Here is a 14,810-nt window from a genome sequence, read left to right as displayed (position 1 = left end):
CCTTTATCAAACAGCGTTAGGCTATTGTCGGGTGTTTGCTCTATCAGCTGCTCAGCGAGCGTCATTTCATTAGCCGCAACGGCGTCAAAGGCGGATGCGGTCAATAAGTGACTTGTGAGTTCCATTTGACAGACCATACGAATTTGAGGAAAAGCCGATTCGCGTTTGTCATTGTGCAACTTACCAAATGCATCATTGTTAGCTGGCGTGTCTTCTGCACGCCACACCACGCCATCAACGCCAAGTAAGGTTAATCCACACCAGTTTGGATGTGGTGTGTCTTGATGCCAACGGGATTGAGTCATATTAAAGATATGACGAATAGATTCCGAGCCTAAACGCTGTCTTGCTTGAACAATCGCACTAGGAGCTACAAAAGGTTTCTTACTTGGTAATACAATATCAAGACGATTAATGACCTGAGTCATAGGCATATCTCGAAACAATGCGCTGCCAATCACACTCCAGACCATTAGCTCAAGAGGTAGCCTGCGCTTCCTGAGTGTTGCGACCCCAGACTCTGCAAGTGCTTGTTGTATTAAAGACTCATCCAGTATTTCCGACAAGCTGTGAATATTAGAATCGATAAATGATGAAATATTGGCGAAGCTATGATTAAGGGGCATAAAAAAATCCGATGACCTGTGATCATCGGATTTTGATCCTATTATGCCAAATGTCAATTGCTTAACTGATCGGCATTGAACGTCATGTTGGCTTTTTATTAGTTATGTTGGCTTTTTATTAGTTATGTTGGCTAAGCCAAGAGTGGATTTGTTTAGCACTTCTTGGTGACACTATTTCAGCACGACGTTTTAACTCTTTATGCCACGCCAGATCATTTAAAGCCGCATCACTTAATGGCGCGTTTCTATCTGTGTTTTTTAGCACATAATAGGCGTCTACAACATCCGCAAGGCTAATACTATTGCTTGTAGCAAAGCGTTTAGACATTGACGCTAACGGCTTATTCAACGAACTATTAGCCGACAAAGGGATCAAGCTATCCGCAGGGTATGATGATGCAAGACCATCGTTTTTCATCGCAGGCCAAACAGTGTATGTTGAGCCCGGTTTTTGCTGCTCAAGTAATGCAATAACAGAACTAAAAGGCGAAGCTTGAGTACTTATAACCACTGGCTGCTTAAAGGTGTGAAATGCACCAAAGAGTAAGATTGCACGGCGCTGCTTAGCGACAACATGCTGATTTATAGCCTCTAAATAGCCAGTTTCACGGCTACGCTCTAGCTTTTGCCAATCCTCTTTAGAGAGGGTTTGCCAGTTCATTGCAGGCTCAGCAAGGACAAGACGAACTTTATGTTCACGGGTGCTATTAAGCTGTTTTAACTTTAAAACTAATTGCTCATAAACATCATATTGCCATGCCATAAAATACAAGGTGTCGCGCCAAATGTGCCTTACGTCATCAATGCTTATATTCTGTTTGCTCAACAAATATTGATCAGCTAAATCTTGATACCGCGCATTGCCAAATTCAACGACAAGATCATCAAGCTGCTGCCAGTTACTAGGCTCATCTAAGTATTTTATAAGCCTAGTAACAACATGCTCGCTGCCATGAACATCACCAATCGCAACGAGTTTATTAGCGTGTAACGCTTTATTAAGTTGGCTGTCGTAATCATAATTTGCAGCTTTGACAGTACTTGCAAAACATACAGATGCCAAAACAACAAACCCGATACGCTTTAAAACCTGCATATTAATCTAACTCTAATTGGGCTTTTTCAACAGTTTCCGTGGGTAACTCTTTTTGAACAGAAACCCCCAACTCCTTGAACTCAGAGGCCTGCTTAATCAAGTTTCCTTTACCGCGGTACAGCTGAGAAAACGCTTTATCATAGCTTTCTTTGGCGCGGTCTAACTGCTTACCAACCCCTTCCATACTGGTTAGGAAACCATTGAGCTTGTTGTAAAAACGCTCAGCACGGGCGGCAAGCTCTTTTGAGTATTTAGTTTGCTCTTCAAAACGCCACAGTTGTTTTACGATATTCAAGCTAGTCAATAAGGTCGTTGGCGTAGCAACTAAGATATTTTTTTCGATTGCTTGCTGATAAATATCACTTTGGTACTTAAGCGCTTCAACAAATGCTGACTCTATTGGTACAAACATGATCACCACTTCTGGTGAGTTAATACCGGGTAGTCTGTCGTAGGCTTTGCTTGCTAACTCGTTTATACGTGATTGCACCGCCATAACATGCTCTTTTAGCGCTTGCTGCGCCTCAAGCTCTGTATCGGCATTTACATAGCGTGTATACGCGTTTAAAGAGGTTTTAGCATCGATAACTAAATGACGTTGCTGAGGCAAATACACCACAACATCTGGTCGTAAACGGCCATCTTCGGTGTTAAACGATACTTCTCGCTGATAATCTACTCCAGCACGCAGCCCAGCGCTGTCGAGTACATTTTCAAGCATTAACTCACCCCAATTACCTTGGGTTTTCTTTTGCCCTTGTAATGCGGTGCTCAGCCTATCAGCTTGTTCGGTGATGGCTTGGCTTTTAGCCTGTAAATGCAATAACTCAGTTTTTAGCGCTGCACGCTGCTTTAGATCTTCGACGTGGATCAATTCCATCTTATCGCGAAAGCCTTTTAGCTCACCCTGAACAGGTTTTAATAGTTGCTCAATACTTTCTTGATTTAAGGTTTTAAAACGTTGCGATTTTTCTTCAAGGATTTGATTAGCGAGATTTTCAAACTCTTTTTTGAGTTGCTCTTTGCTTTCTTTGATATGGCTAAGCTGCTCTTTAAAATGCAGTTCTTTTTGCTCAACTGTGCTTCGTAAGGTACTTAAATCAACATCGCGCTGATTAAGTGCAGCTTTTGTATCAGCAAGTTCAGCTTCGACCTTGCGCCAAAACTGACTATATTGTTGTGCTTGTTTTTCTTGTTCTACAAAGCGGGTTTTAAAGTGTTGAGACTCATCACGTTGTTCTGCGTAATCTTGCTGTAACTGCGAAAGTGTAAGCTGGCTTTGTTCAAGATGCAGCTGCTTTTGTTCTAAATGATTTTGTAGGATTTGCTGGCTATTTTGAAGTTCGGTTAACTGATTTTTTAAGCGACTATTTTGTAGGGCAAAAATAACACCACTTGCAACAGCACCTACAGCAGCACCAAGCACACCACTTTGCCAATTAATCTGTGCAATTAGCTCTGTAATCATAATGAAAACTCAATAACTTAAAGACACATCATCATAACGAATTAGCGCTCAGCAGAGTAGGGGGTTTAGGCATAAAAAAAGCCAGCTCAAGGTGAGCTGGCTCTAACATTACTAAAATTTAGTAACCAAATGGGAAATCAACATAATGCTTATGTAAACTGCAATTTAACAACAAGCATAATAATAGACGCCCCAAAATTTGATTAGTTCAAAAAAACTTTAAAAAAATTTAATTTTTTATCAGTGCAAGCATTTGCTCTTCATCAAACTGAGTAAAACTCATTGATTTCTCGGTAAATAATGCATCAACAAGGGCTTGTTTATGCTGCTGCATTTTAAATACTTTTTGTTCGATTGAGTTAGCCATAATCAATTTATAAACAAACACAGGGTTAGTTTGGCCAATACGATAGGCACGATCTGTCGCCTGTTTTTCAACGGCAGGGTTCCACCAAGGATCAAAATGAATCACTGTATCGGCTTGAGTTAGGTTTAATCCGGTGCCGCCGGCTTTAAGGCTGATTAAGAATACGGATGTATCACCTTGAGTAAACTCTTCAATTACACGGTCGCGATGTCGCGTTTGCCCTGTAAGCATACTAAAGCGGATGCCAAGTTCATTTAATCGCTCAGCTATCACATCAAGTGCCATGGTGAATTGACTAAATATAATCACCTTACGTCCTTCGCTAAGCATAATAGGCAAATGCTTTGATAACCACTCAAGCTTAGCACTGCCAGCCTGTGAACTAGGATCGATCAATTTTGGATGACAGCAGATTTGTCTTAGCTTTAATAATGCATCTAAAAAGGCAAGCTTACTTTTTTGCACACCTTGCTGCGCAAATAGGTCAACTAATTTCTGTTCTAAAGATTCAGTGATACCTGAGTAAATTTCCTTTTGTTTGCTTTCAAATTCAAACTCTTTAACTAGCTCAGTTTTCTCTGGTAGTTCCTGCGTTACTTGTGCTTTAGTACGTCGCAAAATAAATGGCATGATCAACGATTTAAGTTCATCTGCACGGGCAACGTCGTTATCACGCTCAATAGGCGTTTGAAAATAGCTTTTGAAGTGTGTTTGCGAACCAAGTAAAGAAGGCATTGCAAAGTCGAGCAAAGATTTAAGCTCAAATAAGTTATTTTCAATAGGCGTGCCGCTTAAGCAGAGCTTAAAGTCAGCATTAAGGCGCTTAACTAACCGCGAAACCTGCGCGGCATCGTTTTTGATATATTGCGCTTCATCAAGAATGATGTTTTCAAAATACAGCGGCGAATAAAAGGCAATGTCCCGCTTTAATAGTGGGTAAGTTGTTAAGATACAATCTGCTTGCGACAACTGTTGTAATTGGTCGCTGCGCGCAGCACCAAAGACAGTCGTAATTTTTAAGTTGCTGGCAAATTTATTAATTTCACTTTGCCAGTTACCAACCAAGCTGGTTGGGCAAACAATTAACGTGGGGCCTGCTTGTGGTGATTGCTTGGCATTAGCTAAAAAGGCAATAACTTGTAGGGTTTTACCTAGCCCCATGTCATCAGCCAAAATACCACCAAGCTGGTGACGTTTTAGAAAGTTGAGCCAATCAATACCGTGTTGTTGATACTCTCGTAATTGCACACCAGAGTTTAAGCCTTGAATATCGGACTTTTTAATAAGCTGTTGTGAGCTATTCAGTTCAGATAAATAAGCATCGAGTGCATCGTCAACAATATTAACCTTAATTGCTTTTTGCTCGATAAGCTTAGGCAAAAACGACAAAGGCATTAAGATTTCGTCACGGGTTTTAATATGCTCAAAACGTTCACGATAATCATTAAGCTGCATCATCGCGGCCTTTTCAACCACAGCAAAGCGTTTTCCTACAGTAAAGTAATAAAAGCGCTCACTTTGTCGATTAAGCGATTGATAGGTATTGTTATCAGTGACAAACAACTGTTGAGTTTTGACACCAGAGATCACGATTTTACTAACTATCTGATGACCTTTACCTCGCTCAACTTGCAGTGAAAGTTGTTTTAGAACTTTGCCTACGCCTAACTCATCATTAATTTTCCAACCGCGTTTTAATAAGTTTGGAATTATTTCAAACTTTAACCAGTGCTCATGAATAACTGATTGTTTATTAAAGATAAAATCAGTTTGTAAAGCCCCTTTACATAATTCAAAGCCAAGGTTAGTTAATTCATTTACAACGGTGTTTTCTAATGACTGGTTTAATATATCAGCTGGCGCCTGGCTTAAATCATACAAAGAGTTTTGATAATTAAACTGCAATCCTAAGCGGATTGTGCCCTCGTCATTATTAATACTGATGACAGGGAATACAGTTCGAGCTAGGCTTTTTTTGCTTTCCTTAAGTGCATGAGGGATCACACCTTCACCAAAATTATCATTGAGTTGTTGATAAACGCGGTCAAAGTTCTCTGTGTGAATAGCTGGCATATTGGCAAGTAAAGCAATCTCATCTGCCGTTAACGGAGTACGAATTCGGCCCACTTTTAGCTTTTCAGGGTCAAGGTAAGTAGGAGGGGTTGTTTTTAACAATAACCAATTATCTTGACCAGCAAGCGTCATGCTCAACGATGTTAAGTCTTTGTTTTGTTTCCAATCAAACTCTAGTGCTTGCATGCTATCAGCTTTAATTGCTTGGCGAGAGCGACCTAAAAACAAACGCTGGGTGGCAATTAATTGCTGTAGTGCTGCAAAGCCCCATTGACCTTTAAGCTCTAGTTTTCCAAGGGCATTTTGAGAACGGATCCAGCTATATAAACGAAAATCCGATTCTAATAAATCAGTGGGGGTTACAAAACTATTTAATTGCTGCTCGGTAAGGTTACGACCAAGCGTATAGTTATGCTCAGGATCGTAATTAGCAATTTTAGGAGTAAGGGTTACAACAGATTTCTCTACATCAAAAACAAATAATAAAACCTGTTTGGCATTGTCACTAGCAACTTGCTTAAGCGTTTTTAGCTCACTAAACCAATCATTAATGATGTAATCTTCGCCATAGTCACCTGAATGTTCAATTTTCAGCTTTAGGAGCACAGCCGCAATATGACGGCATTTGGTTTTAGAGCCACAAGTACAATGCGAATCGACCGAAAAGCCACTTGGTAATTTACTGATCTCAATATGCTGAGTGAAGGTATTTCCTTCGTTACCAAACATAGATGCATCAATAACACTAAAATCACTGTTATGTTCTAACCAATTGATTTGGCCGTTCTGGTGATACTCTTTTGCTTTACTTAACACATGTGGCTTAAACAGCTGTTTAATGAAGCGCTCAGACAGAGGAAACTGAGTTTCTTGCTCTTGTTTGATTTCTTCAAAGATAGCTAATAAGTCATTTTTGGATAAGTTAGCAGACATAACGCTTTTGGCAGTAAAAACAAAAAATAATTCTGCCAGTATATGATCTATCGGCCCAGAGCTAAAGCACTATTGGGCAATATTGGACTGGTTGGAGCTGATTAGTTAGTAAAAAAGTGCTTTAAAATAAAATCAAAGTTGAAAAGTGGCATACTGAGCATTTAACAAACAACAATCGCACAAGATATAAACAGGTTAATAACAAGGAAGGGGCTTTACAGATCGATTTTTTACTAAGCAAACAAATTTACAGGGTAACAGAACTGTAAAGGGGCGATTAGTTGGTAAAAAACTGATCTGAGAGTGTAAGAATGACCAAATTAGCCAACCAAAGATCACTATTTTACTAACGAAAGGGGAGGGGAGATCACGCTTTTACTAACTGTAAAAGCGTGAGAGATCATTATTTTACTAACTAATTAAAGCTATTTAACAATTTAGTTAGCTGCTCTAAGCGTTTGTCTGTCATCACTTTATTATCGATTTTGACAGATAAATCACCGCTTTTAATATTACGCTGTACGCTAACAAACTCACTGTCGATAAGTGCTTCACGACGGCTAGGCGCTGCTGGTTCAGCAGTTAATAGCTTAGTAATTGCCAGAGCGCGTTTATCATCGCTGCTGATTTGCGCTAATTCGCTATCACTACTAACGTCATTTACAAGCTTGGTAAACAACTGCTCATCTCGTTCTTTGGCACTAATAAGCTTTTTAGCTACTTCACGGCCAACATGATTTGCTGTTGGGTAAAGGCTTAAAACCTCTGAAGGTAGGTTCTCATACGCTTTGATAGCATCAGCAATAGCTGTGTGTGATACCCCCTCAATTGCCGCAATCTCACGATAAGAGCCTTTTTTACCTTCAGCAATAAGCTCATCACGGGTTTGTTGATACGCTTGACCAAGCTCCCATAGGCTCGGGGCAATGTATTGATCAGATGATACAGCAAGTATTTTAGCATCTTGATCTGTAAAGTCTTCCGAGCTTAAAACTAAGTAATCAGAATTGCTTAAAATACATGCTTTACGACGACGAGAGCCTGCTAATACAAGCATTTCGTCACCTTTATCCCAACATAGGGCAGGGTGCTGGTTACGGCCGTCTTCGGCAATTGCAGGAAGGATATCGGCAACTGACTTTTCATTTAGCAATGATTGTACACGGCGGTTTTTACCATAGACCTTTGTTTTAGCTTCAATTTGTGAGCTTGGAATAACCTTACACACCAAAGTAATTTGACGAGTAGGATCACTTGGAGCAGGCATACTGATAACATCACCAGCTGAAGCTTGCTCTAGCAAAGCATCTAAACTGCTACTTTCGATAGACGTTGAAAAAGGGTCTAAGCTGGTATCGTTTTTACGTTTTTTAGCCATTTTTATTAATTACCTTACTTAGCTGTATTTAGAGACGATTGAGTTGACTGCCAATTAGAACGGATCAACATTTCTAGTTCATCAACCACATCTTTGATATTTTCTTGCGCGCGAAGTAGTGACTCACGACTAGCTAAGCTATCTGACGTTTTTTGATCAAAAATGGTATTAAAAGAAGATGAGCTGGCGGTAATTGCCGAGCTATGATTGATTGGATAACTCATTACTTGACGACCAAATGCACTACGAACATCTTTAACGATGTCGCGCTGTGAATGGTTCCCTTTAACATAGTTAGTTACTAAGAATTGCATGAAGTCCCAACCTTGGTGGCCAAGCGCAGCAACTGTATGGTAAATCTCGCCTAATCGCTTTAAGTATTTATTGTTTGCATCAAAGTCTACAGCTTCAGGATGAACAGGGATAAGCATCGATGTAGAAGCCATTAATGCATTATAAAACATAAAGTTAAGTGATGGAGCTGTATCAATTAGAATAATATCAAATTGATCTTTTACCGGTTCAATAACTTTTTCGAGCAATTTATGATAGTGACGAGTTTTATCATAACTAGAGCTATCTTTTAATAAAGTTGCTGTTTCATGCTCAAAATAAAAGTCATCCATACCAGAAGGCAAAATACGAATATTAGGTATATGGGTAGGTAAGAAAGAGTTCGATACTAACTCATCCCAGGTTTCGTTTTCATCGAGTTCAATACAGTCACGCATTAAATCGCCCACAGTAATTGGGTCTGGCTCACTTGGTGGGAAAAAGCTTGATGAAGAACCTTGTGGATCAAGGTCAATGATACCAATTCTGTATCGTTTAATGTTGGTAGTAGCAAGTGCAGCGGCTATGTTCACCATGCTGGTCGTTTTACCACAACCACCTTTTAATGAGTTAATAACGATAACTTGTAATTTATCATCAACGGTACGGTGATCTGGCTTTATATCCATGATATCAGCCATAGCAAAAATATTTACTAAGGTATATGCGTAGTGACCATTAGCACCACGTTTGATATTTAGTTCATCAAAGTCACCATTATCATGACGTCGTTTCAAGGTGCGATTATTACAGCCTAATAAGTCAGCGGCTGCTTTTTGCGTGTAAGTACGAAGTTCTTTTTCTTCAGACTTTAAATGGGCACGATAATGTTGAATACGTCCTTCTAGCGATTTTTCAGCAACTTCTGCTGTCGCTTTTAGTAACCTGTAAGTGGCTAGCGCATTATTATTGATAGACATACTTTCTTCCTCAAAGTTATGGTTTAAGTATAATGTCCATTCAAATTGCTGTAAACAAGTATTTAAGACGACATACCTTTTATTTATAAGACATTTAATAAAAATTTGTAACTTTACTGATGCTAAGTATAAATAAGTAAGTTTAATATCGGTTAAGTATATAGGTATATAAGGTTAAGATGCTAAAATAGTGAAATATATTACTGATTTTATTGAATATTTACTAAAAATCCAGATCGTGTTTTTACTTGGTAAAGATCAGATCTATAATGACTCGCAGATCAGCATATTACTAAGCAAAAAATGAGCTTTCGACTTATGCACAGCTTAGTCACTGCTTTACACACAAAAAAGCTTGTGTAGATCAAAATTTTACTAACTAAATTATAAAGTTATACACTGAGAGCATAACTAAAATGCGCAATAAGTTGGTATAGATCTGATCTATAGTTGGTACAGATCAGATCTATGCTAACTAAAAAGCTGTTTATCCACATGCTGTTTTAAAAAAGCAATTTTTGTCGTGTTAATTTGCTTTAAAAAGGTGATTAACAGGACATAAATTGAACTGAGTTAGTAAAATTGCGACCTATCAACTATAACTTAGTAAAAATCTGATCTGAAAATCAGCAATTACGAAACAGTTAGTATAAAACTGATCCGAAGAAATAAATTATGATCGGATCAAGTTTATACTAACTTAAACATTTAACTTTTGAAGTTTTATGTGTTGTTATTAACTGTCGAAGAAAAATTGGAAATAAGAACAATGAGCCGAAAGGTCAACATCTCGGTAGATAACTTACCCGATACATTACGCGGGCAGATCCACGGGGTGGAAAGTGCAATAGACAATGAAAGTCTTGCACTATTTACAGACAACAAAGATGTGCGTGTTTCAATTGAAAATGCTGCACATGGTTTGAGAGCTTACTCAAATACATTTAATCATTATGATTTATGGGGACGTTTTGTCCGTTCTGGTCATAAGAAGCTTCCGGTTGAAGAAGCACCAAAGAAAACCATCGTCACAAGAAGAATCTCTGAAAAAGTAGACGGCATTCTTTATGATGGCGAAATCAAAATTACACCTGCGGTAGTAAGCACAAGAAAAGATGGTGAAGATGTTGAATATCTTGTTTGGCCATCTGATCGAGAAGAAAAAGTCGAACGTGCCTTAATTCGTTTAGCCTCTAAAGGTAAAATTGTAAAAATCAATTTTAAGTCTGGCATTCAATACGCAGTTGTTTTTTCAATGAATGAATTAGCGCAAGAACTGAAAGCGGTTGGCCAGTCAATGCCTTATCCGCAAATCAAAGAATCATTAGAAGCATTACAAGGTTCTAAACTTTCTTTCAAATATTCAGCAACAGATACGCGTAACTCTGATATTGATGACTCATTTTACGAATCGAACATGAACTTTTTATCGTCACTTCATTTTAGTGGAAAAAAAGGTCAAGGTGGTAACGTAAAATGTGTGGCTTGTTTGAATGCCTTCGTTCATAACATGATCGATAACCTTGAATACAAAGGTTACTACTTTAATAGTGCTCAAGAATTAAAACGTGGTTTATCTCGTTGGATGATGCTTCGTTTATATCATTTATGGCGTTATGCGGCACCGGGTAAGACCTACCATTTCCGACTATTATCGATTATGGAAAAGTACGGCTCTATTTATTCAACAGACGAAATTACCGAGAATAAATTAAAAGCTTTGCGTCGTGATATGACTACGACAATGAAAGACTTAATTGAGAAAGGTGCAATCTCTGAATATAACATTACCAATGTCAAAGATGACAAAACGGGTAATATTATTGATTACACATATGAGATGCATCCATCTGATCAATTTTGTGATGAGATTCTTACGCTTAATAAGCATAACAAACGAATCGAAATTCAAGGTGGTAAGCGCATTGTTGAAAATGCTGTTTTAATCGATGAAGATAAAATTGAAGAAATAGTCGAAGACTAATTTCTTTTATACTTACTTACTATTACTATATACAAAAGGCCACATATGTGGCCTTTTTAACATAATCAATCTGTCACTTGTTCTAAGTAAAGTCTATCAACTAAGAAATCATATTCTCTTTTTCGAGGGTGGCTTTCAGGTTTTTGATAATCAGTTAATGTACCCAGTTTTACATCTGGTTCTGGGTTTATCAAAATAAAAGGTAAAGCAGCACTAACATGATATCGATTTTTAGCTGTATATCTTACATTAACTTGTGGGCTAACTCTTGTTGGTCTACGAATTCGCAATTTTTCTTTATCACCTAAACTTGCAACACGACTTTGCTCTTGTGCAACTAGCGCTTGCCAAGCGTGTTGGTCGATCATTCTTGGGTTAGAATAACTAGCCGATTTATCCAACATTGCTAAGGCCATTTTTTTTGTTAGCGTTTTAGTTGCGTGTTTGTGCATCCAAGTAAAACGAACAGAGTAGGGCGATTCAGTTTCAAAATGGATCTTACGATATGCTGCAAGGGTAATGAGATTTGGAACAGCATTGTGAACAGCTTCAAACCTCGCATCATTATTATCGATAGCTATAACACTATTTTTAAAATCAGCTTTGGCTTTATTTAATTGATTTATCCTTGCAATGAAATGTTGTTTATCGACATCTTTTAAAACTAATAAGCTTGGATGCCTTTTTAATACTCGACTACTTAATCCTGACTTTTTATAAAAATCACCAAAGGAATTTAGAATTAATTTATGAGCATCATCGCCTTCAATTTTATGTACACTAATTGAAGAAGGAACTTTCTTTTCGTCGTTTACATCGATATCTGGCAGTTGATAATATGAAGCCTTATCAAAACCCACTTCTTTTAATTCTTCACAAAACAAATGAGTCAATTCACTGACTAAATCAAACTGACTGCGTATTTCTAACTTGGTACTCATAGGAACACATCTTACTTAACGTTTATTCAATTTTAACCTTATCTTCTGATAATTAATAGATAAATTTATTTTCTTTGCTGACCTAATTTATTAATCAATTTAAGTATGATGTGTTCTTCATTATGATGCATAGTACAGGTTTTCAACTTGATCAATGTTAGATATAAATTGTTCAATATAAGTGTGTAAAGCAGAGGTTACACTAGGCCTCAATCTAGGTAAGATGTGTTCTTGGTCTTTGGGTTAATTGTTAAAACAAAAAAAGCTCTATAACTCACTGTTTCAAAATGGAAAGATGCTAAGTATCTGCTAGTTAATATCGAATCTGTTTATCAAATAACGAAATAATCGTAAATAGCTGAATATTGTCCTTGAACTTAGTACGTGCAATAAGTTAGTTTTCGTAAATGGTCTATGTTAGGAATGAGGAAACAACATGCAATCGTGGAACCCAGACAGCTGGAGAAAACTGCCGATACTTCAGCAGCCAGAGTACCCAGATCAAGAAGCCCTTAAATCAGTTGAAGGGCAATTAAAAAGCGCACCACCTCTGGTATTTGCCGAAGAGACGCGTAGCTTATACAAACAACTAGAAGCTGTATGTGAAGGCAGAGCCTTCTTATTACAGGGTGGTGATTGCGCAGAGTCATTCAGTGACTTTAATGCAGCAAATATCCGCGATACATTTAAAACACTTTTACAAATGGCCGTTGTTTTAACTTATGGTGGTAAATGCCCTGTAGTTAAAATTGCGCGTATGGCAGGTCAGTACGCTAAGCCTCGCTCATCAGATTACGAAACGATCGATGGTGTATCTCTGCCTTCGTACCGTGGTGATATCATCAATAACTTCGAGTTCACTGAGCAAGCACGTGTACCCGACCCACAGCGTTTGATGACAGCATATCATCACAGTGCAGCAACGCTAAATTTATTACGCGCATTCGCGCAAGGTGGTTTAGCCGATTTACATCAAGTAAACCGCTGGAACATGGGTTTTGTTGCAGCAAATCCGCTTAAAGAGAAATACCAACAGCTAGCTGACAGAATTCAAGATGCGCTTGAATTTATGGAAGTGTGCGGTATCGACTCAACTGTTGCACCAAGCTTAAAAGAAACAGACTTATTTACATCACACGAAGCATTATTATTAGGCTACGAAGAAGCACTAACACGCCGTGACCACTTATCAGGTGATTGGTATGATTGTTCTGCACACTTTGTTTGGATTGGTGAACGTACACGTCAACTTGATCATGCACACATCGAATTCTTTAAAGGTATTAAAAATCCAATTGGTGTGAAAGTTGGGCCAGGTATGGACCCAGATGAGCTAATCAAACTTATCGATGCAGTTAACCCAGATAACATTCCAGGTCGCTTAACGTTAATTACGCGAATGGGTGCTGATGTACTGCCAGAGAAACTACCGGCACTAGTACGTAAAGTACAACAAGAAGGCCGTAAAGTTATTTGGAGCTCAGATCCAATGCATGGTAACACTGAGAAAGCGAGCTCAGGTTATAAAACACGTAGCTTTAATAATATTCTTCGTGAAATTAGCCAGTTCTTCGCAGTACACAAAGCTGAAGGTTCATACCCAGGTGGTGTTCACCTTGAAATGACTGGCCAGCACGTGACTGAATGTACTGGTGGTGCATATGGCTTATCTGATGAAGATTTAGCACAGCGCTACCGCACTCAGTGCGACCCACGCCTAAATGCAGATCAAGTTTTAGAACTAGGTTTCTTAGTTGCTGATTTATTAAAAGACGCACGTAAGTAACACTAAGTTATCCAAAAAAGGCTGCATATTGCAGCCTTCTTTAATGTCCGATACTAAAATAAGTTAGTACTTACGTCTTTCAAGACCAGTATCAGATATAATCTTTGCAGAAATTTCTTCTACTGAATGATGAGTCGAATTTAAAAATTGAATCTTCTGTTTTTTATAAAGCATTTCTACTTCACGTACTTCGATACGACACTGTTTTAAAGACGCATATTTTGAATTAGCCATACGACGCTGGCGAATATCGGCAAGGCGAACAGGGTCAATCGTTAAACCAAAAAGTTTATGTTTGTAAGCTTTTAAACACTCAGGCAGGGTGCCTCTTTCTAAATCATCTTCTGTCAGCGGGTAATTCGCCGCTTTGATACCATATTGTAATGCTAGGTATAAACTAGTGGGTGTTTTACCGCTTCTGCTAACACCTACTAAAATAATGTCGGCTTCAGCATAGTTTTTAATGTTAGCGCCATCATCATTGGTCAACGCATAGTTAACCGCATCAATACGAAAATCATAACTTTTCTCGTGCATCGAATGCGTTCTATGAACCTTTGGTACTGGCGCAACTTTTAGCTCTTGAGAAATTTTATCACTGTATTGTGATAAAAAGTCATAACACACCGCGCAAGACGATTTAATAATTTCACTTAGCTCGTGGTTTACAAAAGTGAAAAACACGAGTGGCTGTTCTCCATCACGTTGCGCTGTTGAATTAATTAAGTTCTTAACTTCAATTGCTTTTTTTTCTGTTTCAACAAAAGGAATTGTTTTGTGATTAAACTCAACAGGAAACATAGATAAGGTCGCATGACCAAAGACTTCAGAGGTGATTGCTGTTCCATCAGAAATATAAAATGCAGTTCTCATATTTAACCTTTTTATTACCTTTATCTGCAAAA

General features: G+C 38.3%; 10 protein-coding genes. 2 read left to right on the top strand and 8 right to left on the bottom strand.

What is annotated here, in order from left to right; translation table 11 throughout:
• From IMPJCBKJ_RS16020 to IMPJCBKJ_RS15995, 6 genes are all read right to left on the bottom strand, one after another.
• The coding region (locus IMPJCBKJ_RS16020; RefSeq protein WP_166338107.1) for an IS4 family transposase at positions 1–626 on the bottom strand (626 nt) is incomplete at its 3' end.
• A 118-nt stretch (positions 627–744) separates the two neighbouring features.
• Positions 745–1,722, bottom strand: coding sequence for a hypothetical protein (locus IMPJCBKJ_RS16015; RefSeq protein ID WP_166341026.1), 978 nt, complete (start codon positions 1,720–1,722; stop codon positions 745–747).
• A gap of 1 nt (position 1,723) precedes the next feature.
• Positions 1,724–3,190 carry a DNA recombination protein RmuC gene (gene rmuC / locus IMPJCBKJ_RS16010; RefSeq protein WP_166341024.1) on the bottom strand — a complete coding sequence of 489 codons (1,467 nt, stop codon included), beginning with the start codon at positions 3,188–3,190 and terminating at the stop codon, positions 1,724–1,726.
• Between the two features lie 229 nt (positions 3,191–3,419).
• Positions 3,420–6,563 carry a DEAD/DEAH box helicase gene (locus IMPJCBKJ_RS16005; protein WP_166341022.1) on the bottom strand — a complete coding sequence of 1,048 codons (3,144 nt, stop codon included), beginning with the start codon at positions 6,561–6,563 and terminating at the stop codon, positions 3,420–3,422.
• Between the two features lie 415 nt (positions 6,564–6,978).
• Positions 6,979–7,941 (bottom strand): transcriptional regulator, encoded by a 963-nt coding sequence (locus IMPJCBKJ_RS16000; RefSeq protein ID WP_166341020.1) that lies wholly within the window; start codon positions 7,939–7,941, stop codon positions 6,979–6,981.
• Between the two features lie 14 nt (positions 7,942–7,955).
• On the bottom strand, positions 7,956–9,194 hold the full coding sequence (locus IMPJCBKJ_RS15995) for an AAA family ATPase (protein ID WP_166341018.1): 1,239 nt from the start codon (positions 9,192–9,194) through the stop codon (positions 7,956–7,958).
• 769 nt (positions 9,195–9,963) lie between these two features.
• On the opposite strand from IMPJCBKJ_RS15995, the gene IMPJCBKJ_RS15990 reads away from it, so the two are divergent.
• Positions 9,964–11,178, top strand: coding sequence for a hypothetical protein (locus IMPJCBKJ_RS15990; protein ID WP_054553336.1), 1,215 nt, complete (start codon positions 9,964–9,966; stop codon positions 11,176–11,178).
• 65 nt (positions 11,179–11,243) lie between these two features.
• Here the strand turns inward: IMPJCBKJ_RS15990 and IMPJCBKJ_RS15985 are convergent, their stop codons facing one another.
• Entirely contained in the window at positions 11,244–12,119 is an 876-nt protein-coding gene (locus IMPJCBKJ_RS15985) for a DNA replication terminus site-binding protein (protein ID WP_166341016.1), read from the bottom strand.
• Between the two features lie 436 nt (positions 12,120–12,555).
• On the opposite strand from IMPJCBKJ_RS15985, the gene IMPJCBKJ_RS15980 reads away from it, so the two are divergent.
• Positions 12,556–13,905, top strand: a complete 1,350-nt coding sequence (locus tag IMPJCBKJ_RS15980; protein WP_054563102.1) for a 3-deoxy-7-phosphoheptulonate synthase class II — start codon at positions 12,556–12,558, stop codon at positions 13,903–13,905.
• Between the two features lie 63 nt (positions 13,906–13,968).
• Here IMPJCBKJ_RS15980 and IMPJCBKJ_RS15975 read toward each other — a convergent pair whose 3' ends face one another.
• Positions 13,969–14,778 (bottom strand): pyruvate, water dikinase regulatory protein, encoded by an 810-nt coding sequence (locus IMPJCBKJ_RS15975; protein WP_054553333.1) that lies wholly within the window; start codon positions 14,776–14,778, stop codon positions 13,969–13,971.
• Positions 14,779–14,810: the final 32 nt, after the last annotated feature.

The sequence above is a fragment of the Pseudoalteromonas sp. MB47 genome (genome assembly GCF_011319765.1).
Classification (GTDB): Bacteria; Pseudomonadota; Gammaproteobacteria; order Enterobacterales; family Alteromonadaceae; genus Pseudoalteromonas; species Pseudoalteromonas simplex.
This window is presented reverse-complemented; position numbering and strand designations above follow the sequence as displayed.